The 15,009-nt window shown below is 68.0% G+C and carries 14 protein-coding genes; 8 read left to right on the top strand and 6 right to left on the bottom strand.

Annotation, left to right across the window (positions count from 1 at the left end; all coding sequences use genetic code 11):
- Window positions 1-38 precede the first annotated feature (38 nt).
- Window positions 39-854: an alpha/beta fold hydrolase gene (locus tag ACFORO_RS42040; RefSeq protein WP_377870339.1), complete on the top strand. Its 816-nt coding sequence runs from the start codon at window positions 39-41 to the stop codon at window positions 852-854.
- Here ACFORO_RS42040 and ACFORO_RS42045 read toward each other — a convergent pair whose 3' ends face one another.
- From ACFORO_RS42045 to ACFORO_RS42060, 4 genes are read right to left on the bottom strand one after another with little or no spacing between them, the layout of a single operon-like run.
- Entirely contained in the window at window positions 855-1,631 is a 777-nt protein-coding gene (locus tag ACFORO_RS42045) for an ATP-binding cassette domain-containing protein (RefSeq protein WP_344285946.1), read from the bottom strand.
- Window positions 1,628-2,656 (bottom strand): ABC transporter permease, encoded by a 1,029-nt coding sequence (locus tag ACFORO_RS42050; RefSeq protein ID WP_377870337.1) that lies wholly within the window; start codon window positions 2,654-2,656, stop codon window positions 1,628-1,630. The genes ACFORO_RS42045 and ACFORO_RS42050 overlap by 4 nt, the downstream gene beginning before the upstream one ends.
- On the bottom strand, window positions 2,653-3,645 hold the full coding sequence (locus tag ACFORO_RS42055) for a sugar ABC transporter substrate-binding protein (RefSeq protein ID WP_377870335.1): 993 nt from the start codon (window positions 3,643-3,645) through the stop codon (window positions 2,653-2,655). Before ACFORO_RS42055 ends, ACFORO_RS42050 begins: the two co-directional genes overlap by 4 nt.
- A gap of 20 nt (window positions 3,646-3,665) precedes the next feature.
- The gene (locus ACFORO_RS42060) at window positions 3,666-4,538 is read right to left on the bottom strand and encodes a sugar phosphate isomerase/epimerase family protein (protein ID WP_377870333.1); all 873 of its coding nucleotides are present in this window, start codon (window positions 4,536-4,538) and stop codon (window positions 3,666-3,668) included.
- Window positions 4,539-4,646: 108 nt separating this feature from the next.
- Here ACFORO_RS42060 and ACFORO_RS42065 point away from each other — a divergent pair, with 108 nt between their 5' ends.
- On the top strand, window positions 4,647-5,657 hold the full coding sequence (locus ACFORO_RS42065) for a LacI family DNA-binding transcriptional regulator (RefSeq protein ID WP_377870331.1): 1,011 nt from the start codon (window positions 4,647-4,649) through the stop codon (window positions 5,655-5,657).
- Entirely contained in the window at window positions 5,654-6,655 is a 1,002-nt protein-coding gene (locus ACFORO_RS42070; RefSeq protein WP_377870329.1) for a Gfo/Idh/MocA family protein, read from the top strand. Before ACFORO_RS42065 ends, ACFORO_RS42070 begins: the two co-directional genes overlap by 4 nt.
- Window position 6,656: 1 nt before the next feature.
- On the opposite strand, the gene ACFORO_RS42075 is transcribed toward ACFORO_RS42070, so the two are convergent.
- Window positions 6,657-7,253 (bottom strand): TetR/AcrR family transcriptional regulator, encoded by a 597-nt coding sequence (locus ACFORO_RS42075; protein ID WP_377870327.1) that lies wholly within the window; start codon window positions 7,251-7,253, stop codon window positions 6,657-6,659.
- A gap of 61 nt (window positions 7,254-7,314) precedes the next feature.
- Here ACFORO_RS42075 and ACFORO_RS42080 point away from each other — a divergent pair, with 61 nt between their 5' ends.
- Window positions 7,315-7,974 carry an SDR family NAD(P)-dependent oxidoreductase gene (locus ACFORO_RS42080; protein ID WP_377870325.1) on the top strand — a complete coding sequence of 220 codons (660 nt, stop codon included), beginning with the start codon at window positions 7,315-7,317 and terminating at the stop codon, window positions 7,972-7,974.
- 53 nt (window positions 7,975-8,027) lie between these two features.
- Window positions 8,028-8,531: a GNAT family N-acetyltransferase gene (locus ACFORO_RS42085; protein ID WP_377870323.1), complete on the top strand. Its 504-nt coding sequence runs from the start codon at window positions 8,028-8,030 to the stop codon at window positions 8,529-8,531.
- 357 nt (window positions 8,532-8,888) lie between these two features.
- Here ACFORO_RS42085 and asnB read toward each other — a convergent pair whose 3' ends face one another.
- On the bottom strand, window positions 8,889-10,730 hold the full coding sequence (gene asnB / locus ACFORO_RS42090; protein ID WP_377870321.1) for an asparagine synthase (glutamine-hydrolyzing): 1,842 nt from the start codon (window positions 10,728-10,730) through the stop codon (window positions 8,889-8,891).
- 424 nt (window positions 10,731-11,154) lie between these two features.
- Between asnB and kdpF the strand changes: the two genes are divergently transcribed.
- Genes kdpF through kdpB form a run of 3 tightly spaced genes read left to right on the top strand, consistent with a single transcriptional unit; the run spans window position 11,155 to window position 15,009 of the window.
- A complete protein-coding gene (gene kdpF, locus ACFORO_RS42095; RefSeq protein ID WP_037358287.1) occupies window positions 11,155-11,256 on the top strand; it encodes a K(+)-transporting ATPase subunit F in 102 nt (33 codons plus the stop codon).
- 1 nt (window position 11,257) lies between these two features.
- On the top strand, window positions 11,258-12,919 hold the full coding sequence (gene kdpA / locus ACFORO_RS42100; RefSeq protein WP_377870319.1) for a potassium-transporting ATPase subunit KdpA: 1,662 nt from the start codon (window positions 11,258-11,260) through the stop codon (window positions 12,917-12,919).
- Entirely contained in the window at window positions 12,916-15,009 is a 2,094-nt protein-coding gene (kdpB, locus tag ACFORO_RS42105; protein ID WP_377870318.1) for a potassium-transporting ATPase subunit KdpB, read from the top strand. Before kdpA ends, kdpB begins: the two co-directional genes overlap by 4 nt.

Consider the following 15,009-nt stretch of genomic DNA (forward strand, 5'->3'; position numbering starts at 1 on the left):
CTCGCGCTCCGAGATACTTTACGAAGTAAAGAGATGAGATGACTGAAGCTGCTCTGCGCGACGGAACGAGGATCGAAGCGCAGGTACACGGGGACGGGCCGGTGCTGCTGCTCCCGGTCGACCCCCGGCCTGCCGAAGGACCGGAGGCCGAGGCGGCCCGGCAGTGGGGCGCTGATCCGGAGCTGGGCCGTTCGCTGATCGAGGGATTCGCCGGGTTCCGGGTGGTGGCCTTCGACTACCAGGGGCACCGGATGGCGCATCCGGCCGACCTGACGCCGGACGTGGTCGCGGCCGATTTTCTCGCGGTGGCAGACGCGGTCGAGGCGGATCGGTTCTCGTATTACGGCTACTCGTGGCTGGCGTTGTCCGGGTTGCAGCTGGCGTTGCGCACGGATCGGCTGGACGCGTTGGTGATGGGCGGGTATCCGCCGCTGGACGGGCCGTATGCGGCAATGCTCGCGGTGACCCGGGCGACGCACGAGATGGCGCTTGCTGGTCCGTCGGCCGAAACTGGAGCTGAGCCGGGGGACTGGGATTCGGTGGACGTCACGTTGTCGACGGGCCAGACGAAGCAGTTCGTGACGTTGTACGAGGCGTTGCAGGACTTCGACGACCGGGCGGTCGAGCTGTCGTGTCCACGACTGTGTTTCGCGGGGTCGGAGGATCGGATCGTGTACAGCGAGCGGTGGGGCGGGGTGACCGTCGACATCGCTGGGCCGTTGCTGCGGGAACGCGCAGAGCTGGCGGCGCGTGGGTGGACCGTGGAGGTGCTCGACGGGCTGGACCACATGAGCGCGATGCAGGCGGCCGCGGTACTGCCAGTGGTGCGGCCGTGGCTGGAGAAAGCCGTGTAGCTACTCCGCTTGCCGCAGCTCGTGCTCCAGCGCCTCCAGCTCCGCACCGCCCGCCATCTGCCGGGTCAGCTCGGCTAGGTCGATCTCCGACTTCTCGTAGGACCCGAGCGCCGCGCCGCGTTTGAGGAGCAGGAAGCGGTCGGCCACCGGGTACGCGTGGTGCGGATTGTGCGTGATCAGGACGACGCCCAGGCCCCGGTCGCGGGCCTGGGCCACGTACTTCAGCACGACCCCGGCCTGCTTCACGCCCAGCGCGGCCGTCGGCTCGTCCAGGATCAGCACCTTCGCGCCGAAGTGGATGGCCCGGGCGATCGCCACGCACTGCCGTTCGCCGCCGGACAACGTGCCGACTGGCTGTTCGACGTCGCGCAGGTCAATGCCTAGGTCGGCGAGGGCTTTCTTCGTCAGCTCACGGCCTTTGCGCCGGTCCAGCGCGCGGAAGGGGCCGAAGCCGACGGTCGGTTCGGAGCCGAGGAAGAAGTTGCGCCACACGCTCATCAGCGGCACGACGGCGAGATCCTGATACACGGTGGCGATTCCGCGATCCAGAGCTTCCCGGGGCGAGGAGAACCGCACCGGGGAGCCTTCGACCAGGAACTCGCCTTCGTCGTGCTGGTGCACCCCGGCGAGAATCTTGATCAAAGTGGACTTTCCCGCGCCGTTGTCGCCCAGCACGCAGGTGACCTCGCCCGCATTGACCACAGTGGACACTTCACGCAGCGCGACCACGGTGCCGTAACGCTTGCCGACGTCCTTGACCTCGAGGAGAGCGTTCATCGCCGGACCCTTTCCGCGCGCCGCCGCAATGCGTTGTTGACCAGGACCGCCGCCAGCAGCATGATCCCGAGGAACAGCATGAACCAGTCGTTGTCCCAGCCGGCGAACACGATGCCCTGGCGCGCCATGCCGAAGATCAGCGCGCCGATCGCCGCGCCGACGGCCGAGCCGAACCCGCCGGTCAGCAGGCAGCCGCCGATCACCGCCGCGATGATGTACTGGAATTCCAGCCCGATGCCCTGATTCGCCTGGACGCTCGCGAAGCGCAGGATGTTGATCGAACCGACCAGCCAGCCGGCCAGCGCGGTGCCCATGAAGAGCAGGATTTTGGTGCGCACCACCGGAACGCCGACCGAGCGCGCGCTCGCGGCGGAACCGCCGACCGCGAAGATCCAGTTGCCGAACCGCGTCCGGAGGAGCAGCCACGCGGCCACCGCGATCGCGCCGAGCCACCAGACGATGGAGATCTGGAACGGTGTCCCGCCGATGTCCACTGTGGAGGCGAAGACGAACCCGGCGGACGCGTAGCTGTCGGTCGAACGCATGCCCGAGACCTGGACGGTGCCGGTGACCAGTCGCGTTACGCCGAGGTTCAACCCTTGCAGGGCAAGGAATGTGCCGAGCGTGACGATGAAGCTCGGCAGTCCGGTTTTCATCACGAGCCAGCCGTTGAACGCGCCGACCGTCAGCGCGAACACCAGCGAGACGAGCAGCGCGAGCCACACGTTCCAGCCCGCCTGGGTGGCCAGGATCGCGGTGACCAGCGACGTCGACGCGGTCAGCACACCCGCGGACAGGTCGAATTCGCCGCCGACCATCAGCAGTGACACGGCCACCGCCATGATGCCCAGCGTCGCCGCGTCGTCCAGCCAGGTCGCGGCTCCGCTGGCGCTGAAGAACTTGTCGGTGGCGAAGGTGAAGAACAGGAACACCACGACCGCGCCGAGCAGCGCGCCGATCTCCGGGCGCACCACCAGCCGGTCGGTCAGCCGCGGTTTCGCCAGGCGTTCGTCGAGGGTCGTCATCGGGTGCCCCTTTGCACGTACTGGCCGACCTTGTCCACTGTGGATTTGTCGACCAGGTCGGGTCCGGTGAGCACCGGCTTGCCGCCGCCGACGACGTTCGCGTTGTCCCGGTACAGCTTCAGGAACTGCACCGGGAGATAGCCCTGTTCGTACTGCTGCTGGTCGACCGCGAAGAGCACGTCGCCCGCCTTGATCGCGGCCACGACGTCGGAGTTGAGGTCGAACGTGGCGACCTGCGCCTTCGAGTTCACCGCCTTGATCGCGCTCACCGCACGGGCGGCGACCTGCGAGTTCAGCGTGAGGACCGCGTCGATCGAGGAGTCGGTCTGCACCGCGCCGCGGATGCGCGACTCGGCGTCGGTCGGGTTGGAGATGTCCACCTGCAGGGTCTGGACGGTGCCGGCGAATCCGGTCTTCGCGCCGTCGCAACGCTGCGCCTGTCCGACGTTTCCGGCCTCGTGGATCACGCACAGCAGCTTGTGCTTGCCGAGGTCCTTGAACTTCTTCCCGGCTTCCTGACCGGCGATCGACTCGTTCTGCCCGACGTGCGTGAGCGCCCCGTACGCCGCGCTCTTGTCCTCGCCGGAGTTGATGGTGATCACCGGGATCCCGGCGCGCACGGCGGCTTCGATGGACGGGCGCAGCGCTTCCGGGTTCGCCATCGACACCACGAGTCCGCCGGTCTGCTGCGCGACTGCGTTGTCGATCAGCTTCGCCTGTGCGCCTGGGTCGCCGTCTGACGTGTATTCGACTTGTACGCCAAGGTCTTTGCCCGCTTGTTCGGCGCCGTTCTTCACCACGTTCCAGAACGCGTCGCCCGCGGTGCCGTGGGTGATGACCGAAACCTTCAGCGGTCCGGACGGCGTCGGGGCCGCGGCGGGCGCGGTCGTTTTCGGCTCGGCGGCCGGGCCGGTGCACGCCGTCAGCAGCAAGCCCGCGGCCAGCAGGCTCGCCACTGAGCGGCCCGCGCGCTTCCAGCGATGGGACATCGTTGTCTCTCCTCGCTTGGTCAACCGGTGATTTTCCGCAGGTACGAGAGGCTGGCCGCGACGTCCTGGCCGGGCCGGTCGATCGGGCTGTCGTCGCTCAGCGCGGTGTCCTGTTCCAGCACGTACCAGCCGTCGTAGCCCGCCCCGGCGACGGAGCGGACCATGGCCTCGATGTCCACGTCGCCCTCGCCGAGCGGCACGTAGAGACCCTTGCCGACGGCTTCGGTGTACGGGAGCTTTCCGGTGCGGACGGCTTCGGCCAGTTCGCCGCGGACGTCCTTGAGGTGCAGATGACCGACGCGCCCGGGGTGCCGCTGGGCGAGCGCGACCGGGTCAGTGCCGCCGATCAGGAGATGGCCGGTGTCCAGGCAGAGCTGGAGATCGGAGTCGGCGAGGAAGCGTTCGACCTCGGCCTCGGTCTCCACGTGCGTTCCGACGTGCGGGTGCAGAACGGTGCGGAGGCCGTGTTTCTCCGCTGTGTCACGGATCTTGCCTGCCGTGCTGACCAGAGTGGACCACTCGGCCTCGGTGAGGGTGGGCCGTTTGTCGTAACCGTCGAGACCGGTTGCGGCGGCCAGCACGAGCATTCCGCCGCCGCAGGCAGCGAAGAGCGCGGCCGAGTCTTTCGCTTCGGCGACGGCCGCGTCCGGATTTTCGTGCAGCGGCACGGCAAGGAAGCCGCCGACGAGTTCGAGCCGGTGGCTTTCCAGGAGCGTCTTCAACTCGGACGGTTCTCGCGGCAAATAGCCAGGCGGGCCCAATTCCGTTGCGGTGACGCCCAGTTCGGTCATTTCGCTGAGCACGACAGGGGCTTCGAGCACTCGGCCCCAGCCGGGCACCTCGCAGACCCCCCACGAGATCGGGGCGGCGGCGACGCGGATCTTCGCGGTCATGGATCCCTCTCCGGTCGGGGGACAGTGCTTCGGTGCCCTTGATTAGAGCGCTCTAATCTTGTAGCGTCCGACCCGTCGCGTCAAGCGCTTCTCCGGGGAGGTTTTCGGATGGGGAAGCCCACCATGGAGGATGTCGCCGCACGCGCCGGGGTCTCCCGGGCGCTGGTTTCGCTCGTGATGCGCAACGCGCCGAACGTCTCGGCGCAGCGGCGCGCGGCGGTGCGGAAAGCGGCTGACGAGCTGGGTTATTCGCCGCATGTGATGGCACGATCGCTGGCGAGCCGGACGTCGACGGTGCTCGGCGTGATGGTGAACGACCTGCGCAACGCGTTCTTCGCCGATGTCGTGGAGGGTCTGGACGCGGCGGCCCAGGCGGCCGGTTTCGACTTGATCCTCAACACCGGCGGCCGGATCCCCTCGCGGGAAGGTGCTGCACTGCGCAGCCTTTTGTCCTTCCGTCCCGCCGGTGTGGTGCTGTTGTCGCCAGTGGTTCCTGCCGCCGCGATCGAAGCCGCGGCACGGCAGTGTCCGGTAGTGCTGGTGTCGCGGACTTCTCGACTGTCCACTGTGGATACAGTGAACGACGACGGCGAGGCTGGCGCGGCGTTGGCCGTCGAACATCTGGTACAGCTGGGGCATCGCCGGATCGCCCACCTCGACGGCGGGGGAGCGGCTGGTGCCGCGGCTCGGCGTCGAGGCTTCCGGCAGGCGATGCGGGCGCACGGTCTGGAGCCGATCGTGGTGCGCAGCGAACACACCGACACCGCGGGCGAAAAGGCGGTGCAGGAGCTGTTGTCTTCGTATTCCCCGGCACCGACCGCGCTGCTGGCAGGCAACGACTTCAACGCCGTCGGTGCGATCTCGGCGCTCGAAGAACACGGTTTGCGAGTGCCGGAGGACGTTTCGGTGGTCGGCTACGACAACACGTCGCTGGCTTCGTTAAGGCACATCTCACTGACCACAGTGGACCAGCCGCGCACGGAAATGGCACGGCTGGCCTTTGACGCGTTATTGGAACGGGTACGGGGTGAACGCACTGAACCGGTGCGGCATCTGCTTCATCCGTCCCTGGTCGTTCGGGAGACCACGGGGCCGAACTCAGGGGAGGCACAGCGATGAGGTTGGGACTGGCAGGGGCCGGGCGGATCGGCGCCGCGCACGCGGAAACGCTGGCGGGCTTCGACGAGGTCACGTCGGTGGTCGTCGCGGACGTGGATCCCGCGCGAGCGCGGTCGGTCGCCGCTCGGCTCGGGGTCGAGGCGGTTGACGGTATCGACGCGCTGTTCCGGGCTGGTCTCGACGGCCTGGTCATCGCGGCGGCCACGGACGCGCATCCGGAGCTGATCATCCAGGCGGTCGACGCGCGGGTGCCGGTGTTCTGCGAAAAGCCGGTCGCCGCGGACATCCCGGGCACGCTCGCGGTGATCGACCGGATCGCGGACTCGGACGTCCCGGTGCAGATCGGCTTCCAGCGCCGGTTCGACGCGGGCTACCAGGCCGCGCGGGTCGCGGTGGAGAGCGGGGAACTGGGCTGGCTGCACAGCGTCCGGGCGACCACTTTGGACCCGGCCCCGCCGCCCGCGGCCTATATCGCGCATTCCGGCGGCCTGTTCCGGGACTGCGGGGTGCACGACTTCGACATCCTCCGCTGGGTGACCGGCCGGGAGGTCGAGGAGGTATTCGCCGTGGGGCGCAACAAGGGCGAGCAGTTCTTCGCCGACGCCGGAGACGTCGACACGGCGGCGGTCGCGATGACCCTCGACGACGGAACCCTCGCGACGGTCTCCCTGACGCGCTACAACGGCGCGGGCTACGACGTGCGCTTCGAGGCCCTCGGCTCCTTGGGGAATGCCGTAGTGGGCTTGGACGAGCAGGCTCCGCTGCGGTCGGTGGAACCGGGCTTCGGGCCGTTGCCGGGACCGGCTTATCCAGGGTTCATGGAGCGGTTCCGGACGGCTTACGCCGCTGAGCTGCGCGCATTCCTGGACGTGGCGGCCGGGCGTATCGCGTCGCCCGCGGGGGCGGCGGATGCGTTGGAGGCGTTCTACATCGCGGAGGCGTGCGAGGTCTCGAGGCGAGAGAACCGCCCGGTGCGGGTTGCGGAGGTGCGGCGGTAGGTCAAGATCGCGGACGAAGAAGCTTCTCCACCAACGTATCCACCAAATCCCCCGGCACCGCAGTCCCCGTCAGTGCACAGTAGACAATCGGCCCCAGCAGAGCGTCCATTGTGGCTTCCGGATCCAGCACCGGGGAAATCTCGCCCGCCTCGGTGGCCGTCGTCAGCATCTCGCGTTCGGCGATCTGCCGTGGTTCCAGATAACGTTCATGGAACCGCGCCGCAGTCCCGACATCGTGCTGCGCCTCGGCCAGCAGCGTGAGATGACATTTCCCCGCCGGGTCCTCGGTCAGGAAATCCGCGAAATCACGCAGGTACGCGCGAATGCTCCCCGCCGTAGGGAGTTCCGTCGGCACCGGCAGGCGTTTAGCGCTGTCCTCGATCAGCGTGTCCAGCAGGATTTCGACCTTGGACGGCCACCAGCGGTAGATCGTCTGCTTCGCGACCCCGGCGCGGCGCGCGATCGCTTCGACGGTCAGCGCGCCGAAGCCGTGCTCGACCAGGAGGTCGTCGGCGGCGTGGAGCACGGCCAGGCGCGCGGTCTCGTCCCGCCGGTTGCCGGAGCGTGCCCTGCGGGGCTGGGAATTCACTGCGGGCATACCGGACACCTTACCGTGCTACTGTCTAGACGTGACGTCTCGTCTAGACAAGGGAGGGGCCATGGCGGTACGCCGGGCATTGGTGGTCGGAGCTTCGCGGGGGCTGGGATTGGTGCTGGTCACCGAGCTGGACCGGCGCGGGTGGGAGGTCATCGCGACCACTCGCGACGGTGAGGCGCCGCGCGAAGGGATGCGGACTGAACGGCTCGAGATGACTGATGAAGCACAGATCGCGGCGCTCAGCGACAGAGTGGACGGTCCGCTCGATCTGCTTTTCGTGAACGCGGCGATCAACCAAGGGAATCTGCCGATCAGCGAAGTGCCGACGACGATGTTCGCCGAAGTCATGATCACCAACGCATTGAGCCCGTTGCGAGTCCTCGAAGGACTGCACGATCTGGTCGCGCCGGGCGGCACGGTCGCGGTGATGTCGTCCGAGCAGGGCAGCATCTCGATGAACGTCGAACCCGGATACGAGCTGTACAAGGCGAGCAAGGCCGCGCTCAACCAGCTCATGCGCAGCTACGCCACCCGCCAAGAGGGCGACGGACGGACGAAACTGCTCATCGACCCCGGCCACAACCGGACGCGGCTCGGCGGGCCGGACGCGCCGTTGCTGCCCGAGGAAAGCGTTCCGGCGGTCGTCGACGTGTTGGAAGCGCAGGCAGGCGAGCCGGGCCTGCAGTTCCTCGACCGCTTCGGCAAGCCGGTTCCCTGGTAACGACTGGGCCGATCGGGTAGCGCACGGCGGCTTCGCGTGCCAAGCTGCGGGGCGTGCCTGGATCCGGAGAATCCGAGATCGTGCTGATCCCGCTCGACGAGCCGGGGCTCGAGCGGCTTCTGGAAGCCGCGGTGGCCGACGCCGAACCGACCGAGGTCATGCCGCCGGTGGACGGTCCCGCCGGCTGGACCGAAGCCCGCCGCGAAGCGTTTCTCGCGTTTCACCGCCGCCGATCGCTCAACCCGGACACCGCGATCGAGACGACGTGGGTCGTGGAGGTCGACGGCCGGGTCTGCGGGGCGGCCCGGCTGCGGCCGGTGTCCGGGCGGTCGGCGCTGGAGGTCGAGGCCGGGGTGTGGCTCGGCCGTTCGGCGCGCGGACGCGGGATCGGCCGCAAGGTGACCGCGGTGCTGCTGGACGCGGCCCGCGACGGCGGCGCGGCGAAGTTCGTCGCGACGACCACTGTGGACAATGCGGCGGCCCGGCGGCTGCTGAGCGGAACCGGCGCGGAACTGGACGTCCGCGGTGCCGAGATCGACGCGCACCTCGACTTCTGACCGCTCGCCCGGCACCGCTCGCGCAAGCACCCCAATGTGGCATTGGGTGCGTCAGACGCACCGAACGCCGCATTGGGTGCGTTGCCCGCTGCTCCCACTGACGTCTGTGAGGGGAACCCTCAGGGACTCAGAGTCCCTCAGGGTTCCCCTCACGGATCTCCGCAGCGCAGGATCAGGTGCATCGGCCGGGAACCTCGGCGTCGCCGACCCGGAACCCGCTGCTGAAAGAACCCCAATGCCGCATTGGGTGCACAGGACGCACCGAACGCCGCATTGGGTGCATGACACGCAACCAATGCGGCATTGGGTGTGTCAGACGCACCCAATGCCACATTGGGGCGGTCCGGGGCGAGCGGGTCAGTCGAGTTCCAGTTCCGGCGAGTACATGTCGAACCAGTGGTGCAGGTCCAGCGCCCGGTCCATGCCGACCCGTTGCGCCTGGCTGATCGCCGCCGGGTCGGTTTCCGCCGACTGCCGCAGCCACTCCTTGCCGACCATCTGGAACATCGGGTTGTCCTTCTGCGCCAAGGCTTCCTTGAGCTGCTGCTGCAGCGCGATCGCGTACCCCGGGTCCTGAGTGGACGGATACGGGCTCTTCACCCGGTCCCGCACCGACGCGGGCAGCACGTGCTTCGTCGCGTGCCGCAGCAGGCTCTTTTCCCGGCCGTCGTAGGTCTTCAGCGACCACGGCGTGTTGTAGACGTACTCCACGAGCCGGTGGTCGCAGAACGGCACGCGCACTTCCAGGCCCACCGCCATCGACATCCGGTCCTTGCGGTCGAGCAGCTGCCGCACGAAACGGGTCAGGTGCAGGTGGCAGATGACCCGCATCCGGGACTCCCGCTCGGATTCGCCGTCCAGCAAGTCCACTTCGGACACCGCGGTCCGGTACTGGTCGGCGATGTAGGAATCCAGATCCAGCTTCGCAGCGAGGCCCGGTTCGAGCAGCGAACCCCGCTCGTCCATCAGGCTGTTGCGGAACGCCAGCCACGGGAAGGTGTCGGCCTTCACGGCGGCCTCGTCGTGGAACCAGCGGTACCCGCCGAACACCTCGTCGGCCGATTCGCCGGACAGCGCGACCGTCGACTCGCCGCGGATCGCCTTGAACAGCAAGAACAACGACGTGTCCATGTCGCCGAGGCCGGACGGGATGTCGCGGGCGCGCAGCACCTTGCGGCGGACCTCGGGGTCGCTCAGGTCGGCCGGGTTCAGCATCACGTCCTGGTGCGCGGAACCGACGAGCTTGGCGACGTCGCGGATATACGGCGAGTCCGGGGTGTCGCGCATCTCGTCGGGCTGGAAGTTCTCCTCCTGCCCGAAAAAGTCGACCGAGAACGTGCGCAGCTGCTCGCCCTGCTCGGCCAGCCGCGCGGCGGCGAGGCCGGTGACCGCGCTCGAGTCGAGGCCGCCGGACAGCAGCACGCAGCGCGGGACGTCGGCGACCAGCTGCCGGTGGACGATGTCGGTCATCAGCTCGCGCACGCGGGCGACCGTCGTCTCCTGGTCGTCGGTGTGCTGCTTCGCGTCGAGCTTCCAGTAGGTGCGGGTGTTGATGCCCTCGCGGGTCACGGTCACGACGGTGGCCGGGTCGACCTCGTACATGCCCTTCCACAGCGACCAGCCCGGCCGCTTCGTGAAGCCCATCAGCTCGCGCAGTCCGTCGCTGTCGACCACCTTGCGCGCCAACGGGTTCGCCAGGATCGCCTTCGGCTCGGAGCCGAACAGGACGCCGTCGCGGGTGGGGTAGTAGTAGAACGGCTTGATGCCCATCCGGTCGCGGATCATCACGAGCTTCTGGTCGCGCTCGTCCCAGATCGCGAACGCGTACATGCCGTTGAGGTGGTCCACGACCTCGGTGCCCCACTGCAGGTACCCGTGCAGCACGACCTCGGTGTCGCTGTCGGTCTCCCAGCGGTGGCCCAGTTTGGTGAGTTCTTCACGAAGTTCGGAGAAGTTGTACGCCTCGCCGCTGTAGACCATCGCGACCTCGCCGTTCGGCGTCTTGACGCTCATCGGCTGCCGGCCGCCCGGCAGGTCGATGATGGCGAGCCGGCGATGACCCAGCGCGACCGAGCGGCGGACCCACGTCCCCCGGTCGTCGGGTCCTCGGCAGGCCATGGTCTCGGTCATCGCGTCCGCGATCTCTTGGCGCTGCGTGAGATCGGTGTCGTAGGAAACCCAGCCCGCGATTCCGCACATACGAGACCTCCCGGAGTTTAGTTAGTTAGTTGATACAACTATTGGTTACTCAGGTGTAACACGGACCCCCGATTTTTGTCTGCCCGAATTGCACTCTCTGTCCTTGATCCACTACCAGCTGTGCCGCAAGTCACCCACCAACTACGGACAGTCACCCACCCCCGCTGACCCGAATGGCGCTTGACGTAGTGGCGCGGGTCACCGGCCGTCAAGATCGCGTAAACGCCCCCAGGTCACCGCGTCAAGGAGGCGTCAGACGGGGGTGCTCACCCTCCGCTACGACCGCACAGTGGCACTCGACCGACGGTCACCCGTGCCGGGTGACCCTTTCTGAGAGGTGCCTCGTGGCGGATTTGCTGTACGCCCTATTGCTCATCGGCGTTTTCGCGGTGCTCGCCGGTGTCCTGCGCGGGCTGGAGAAGCTGTGAGCGGCGCGGGCACCGTGGCCAACATCGTCGGCGGACTGCTGGCGCTCGGCCTTCTCGGCTACCTGTTCGTCGCCCTCGTGAGGCCGGAGAAATTCTGAGATGAGTGACGTCGCGGCCGGCTTCCTGCAAGCCGGCGTGCTCCTGGTCGCCCTCGCGGTGGTCTACAAACCCCTCGGCGACTACCTCGCCCGCGTCTTCTCCGCCGAGAAGCACCTGCGGGTCGAGAAGGCCCTGTACAAGATCGTCCGGGTCGACCCGAACACCGAACAGCACTGGAAGACCTACGCCTCGGGCGTGCTCGGCTTCTCGTTCGTCTCGGTGATCCTGCTGTACCTGCTGCAGCGCTTGCAGTCGATCCTGCCGTGGAACTTCGGCCGCGGCCCGGTGTCGCCCGCCGTCGCGTTCAACACCGCGGTTTCGTTCGTGACCAACACGAACTGGCAGTCCTACACGCCCGAGACGACCATGGGCCACTTCGTCCAGATGGCCGGGCTCACCGTGCAGAACTTCCTGTCCGCGGGCGTCGGGCTGGCCGTGGCGATCGCGGTGACGCGCGGGTTCGTCCGCTCGCGCACCGACCGGCTCGGCAACTTCTGGGTGGACCTCACGCGCGGCACGATCCGCGTGCTGCTGCCGATGGCGTTCGTGTTCGCGCTCGTCCTCGTGGCGCTCGGCGTGGTGCAGAGCCTGCGTTCCGGCGTCGCGGTGACGAATCCGGACGGCAGCACCAGCACGATCGCGCTGGCCCCGGCGGCGAGCCAGGAAGTGATCAAGGAACTCGGCACGAACGGCGGCGGCATCTTCAACGCCAACTCCGCGCATCCGTTCGAGAACCCGAACGTCTGGACCAACGTCGTCGAGATGTTCCTGATCCTCGTGATCCCGGTCTGCCTGACCCGCGCCTTCGGGCAGCTGGTCGGCAACCGCAAGCAGGGCTACGTCCTGCTGTCGGTCATGACGGTCCTCTGGGGCGCGATGCTCGCGGTGATCTGGACGTCCGAGGCGCGCACGAACAGCCCGTCGGCACTGGCCGCGGGGGCGAATCTCGAAGGCAAGGAACAGCGGTTCGGGATCGGCGGCACGTCGCTGTTCGCCGACACCACCACCGGCACGTCGACCGGCGCGGTCAACGGCGCGCACGACAGCCTGTCCGGCCTCGGCGGTGGGGGCACGATGCTGAACATGCTCTTCGGCGAGATTTCGCCGGGCGGCGTCGGCACCGGGCTGTACGGGATTCTCGTGATGGCCGTGATCGCGATGTTCCTGGCCGGGCTGATGGTCGGGCGCACGCCGGAGTACCTGGGCAAGAAGCTCGGCAAGCGCGAGGTCACCTGCGCGGCGATCTCGATGCTGGCGATGCCCGTCGTGGTGCTGCTCGGCTCCGGCATCGCCTTGATGATCCCGGCCACGCGAGACGCGCTCGGCAACTCGGGCCCGCACGGATTGTCGGAAGTCCTTTACGGCTACACGTCCGCGGGCAACAACAACGGCAGCGCGTTCGGCGGTCTCACCGCGACCAGCGACTGGTTCCAGGCGTCGCTTTCGGTGGCCATGCTGATCGGCCGGTTCGTGCCCATCGTCGCGGTGCTCTGCCTGGCCGGTTCGCTTGCCTCGCAGAAGAAAGTTCCCGAAACCGCGGGCACGCTGCCCACCACCGGGCCGCTGTTCGGGACGTTGCTGACCGGCACCGTCGTCCTCGTCGCGGCCCTCACGTTCATCCCGGCGCTCGCGCTGGGGCCGATTGCAGAGGCATTGGCATGACCATCACCCAGGAGCGGACTCCCGAAGAGGAGACGCAGCACCACGTGGAAAACGCCGGACGCGTCGGAGCGGGCGTCTTCAGCCCGAAGCAGCTGTGGTCGTCCATGCCGGACGCACTGCGCAAACTGCACCCGAAGCATCAGCTCAAAAACCCGGTGATGTTCGTGGTGTGGGCCGGTTCGGTCCTGACCACCGTCTTCGCGGTCACCGACCCGAGCGTGTTCTCGATCCTCATCGCGGTGTGGCTGTGGTTCACCGTCGTGTTCGCGAACCTGGCCGAAGCCGTCGCCGAGGGGCGCGGCAAGGCGCAGGCGGAATCGTTGCGGCGGACCAAGAAGGAGACCGTCGCGCGACGGCTCACCGAGGACGGCTCCGAGGAGCAGGTGCCCGGCGTGGATCTGCGCGTCGGCACCCGGGTGGTGGTCGAGGCCGGACAGGTGATCCCGGGTGACGGCGACGTCGTCGAAGGCATCGCCACGGTGGACGAATCGGCCATCACCGGCGAGTCGGCCCCGGTGATCCGCGAGTCCGGCGGCGACCGGTCCGCGGTGACCGGCGGCACCACGGTGCTGAGCGACCGGATCGTCGTGCGGATCAGCACCAAGCCCGGCGAGTCCTTTGTGGACCGGATGATCGCGTTGGTGGAAGGCGCTTCCCGGCAGAAGACGCCGAACGAGATCGCGCTGACCATCCTGCTGTCGACGCTGACCATCATCTTCCTGCTCGCCGTGGTGGCCCTGCAGCCGATGGCGGCCTACTCCGGCAGCGAGCAGTCGGTGATCGTGCTGACCGCGTTGCTGGTCTGCCTGATCCCGACGACGATCGGCGCGCTGCTGAGCGCGATCGGCATCGCCGGGATGGACCGGTTGGTGCAGCGCAACGTCCTCGCGACTTCCGGCCGGGCGGTCGAGGCCGCCGGAGACGTGTCGACGCTGCTGCTGGACAAGACCGGAACGATCACCTTCGGCAACCGGCGCGCGACCGAACTGATTCCGGTCGGCAAGTCCACTGTGGAGGATCTGGCGCGCGCGGCCCGGCTGTCCAGTCTCGCCGACGGGACGCCGGAAGGCCGCAGCATCGTCGAGTTGATCGCCGAGCAGCACGGGCTGCCCGGTGCCGCGGACGAGAGCGAGAAGCTAGCCGAGTTCGTGCCGTTCACCGCGCAGACCCGGATGAGCGGCGTCGACCTCGACGGCTGCGAAGTCCGCAAGGGCGCGACTTCGGCGGTGCGCCAGTGGGTCCGCGAGCGCGGCGGCGACGTCCCGGACGAGACCGAACGCGTCGTCGACGAGATCAGCCAGCAGGGCGGGACCCCGCTGGTGGTCGCGGAAGCCGCCGGTGGCACGGCGAACGTATGCGGCGTGATCCGGCTGTCGGACGTGGTGAAGCCGGGCATGAAGGAGCGCTTCGAGGAACTGCGCTCGATGGGCATCAAGACGGTGATGATCACCGGCGACAACCCGCTCACCGCGCGCGCGATCGCCGAGGACGCGGGCGTCGACGACTATCTCGCCGAGGCCAAGCCCGAGGACAAGATGGCGCTCATCAAGAAGGAGCAGGAGGGCGGGCGGCTCGTCGCGATGACCGGCGACGGCACGAACGACGCGCCCGCGCTCGCGCAGTCCGACGTCGGCGTGGCGATGAACACCGGGACCATGGCGGCCAAGGAGGCCGGCAACATGGTCGACCTCGACTCGAACCCGACCAAGCTGATCGAGATCGTCGGGATCGGCAAGCAGCTGCTGATCACCCGGGGCGCGCTCACCACGTTCAGCGTGGCGAACGACCTGGCGAAGTACTTCGCCATCCTGCCCGCGATGTTCACCGGCATCTTCGCCCAGCTCGGCGCGCTGAACGTGATGCACCTGGCGACGCCGAAGTCGGCGATCCTCTCCGCGGTGATCTTCAACGCGCTGATCATCGTCGCGCTGATCCCGCTCGCCCTGCGCGGCGTCCGGTACCGGCCGTCGTCGGCGTCCGCGCTGCTGCGCCGCAACCTGCTCGTCTACGGCCTCGGCGGGATCGTCAGCCCGTTCCTCGGGATCTGGGTGATCGACCTGATCGTGCGCCACATTCCAGGGATTGGCTGA

It is taken from the genome of Amycolatopsis halotolerans (assembly GCF_042647905.1).
GTDB lineage: Bacteria > Actinomycetota > Actinomycetes > Mycobacteriales > Pseudonocardiaceae > Amycolatopsis > Amycolatopsis halotolerans.

Excerpts from the sequence above, each read along its gene's own strand:
- kdpB (WP_377870318.1), top strand. The coding sequence starts at position 12,916 with ATGACCATCACCCAGGAGCGGACTCCCGAAGAGGAGACGCAGCACCAC.
- kdpA (WP_377870319.1), top strand. The coding sequence starts at position 11,258 with ATGAGTGACGTCGCGGCCGGCTTCCTGCAAGCCGGCGTGCTCCTGGTC.
- ACFORO_RS42065 (WP_377870331.1), top strand. The coding sequence starts at position 4,647 with ATGGGGAAGCCCACCATGGAGGATGTCGCCGCACGCGCCGGGGTCTCC.
- ACFORO_RS42055 (WP_377870335.1), bottom strand. The coding sequence starts at position 3,645 with ATGTCCCATCGCTGGAAGCGCGCGGGCCGCTCAGTGGCGAGCCTGCTG.
- ACFORO_RS42040 (WP_377870339.1), top strand. The coding sequence starts at position 39 with ATGACTGAAGCTGCTCTGCGCGACGGAACGAGGATCGAAGCGCAGGTA.
- ACFORO_RS42050 (WP_377870337.1), bottom strand. The coding sequence starts at position 2,656 with ATGACGACCCTCGACGAACGCCTGGCGAAACCGCGGCTGACCGACCGG.
- ACFORO_RS42080 (WP_377870325.1), top strand. The coding sequence starts at position 7,315 with ATGGCGGTACGCCGGGCATTGGTGGTCGGAGCTTCGCGGGGGCTGGGA.
- ACFORO_RS42060 (WP_377870333.1), bottom strand. The coding sequence starts at position 4,538 with ATGACCGCGAAGATCCGCGTCGCCGCCGCCCCGATCTCGTGGGGGGTC.
- ACFORO_RS42075 (WP_377870327.1), bottom strand. The coding sequence starts at position 7,253 with ATGCCCGCAGTGAATTCCCAGCCCCGCAGGGCACGCTCCGGCAACCGG.
- asnB (WP_377870321.1), bottom strand. The coding sequence starts at position 10,730 with ATGTGCGGAATCGCGGGCTGGGTTTCCTACGACACCGATCTCACGCAG.
- ACFORO_RS42045 (WP_344285946.1), bottom strand. The coding sequence starts at position 1,631 with ATGAACGCTCTCCTCGAGGTCAAGGACGTCGGCAAGCGTTACGGCACC.
- ACFORO_RS42070 (WP_377870329.1), top strand. The coding sequence starts at position 5,654 with ATGAGGTTGGGACTGGCAGGGGCCGGGCGGATCGGCGCCGCGCACGCG.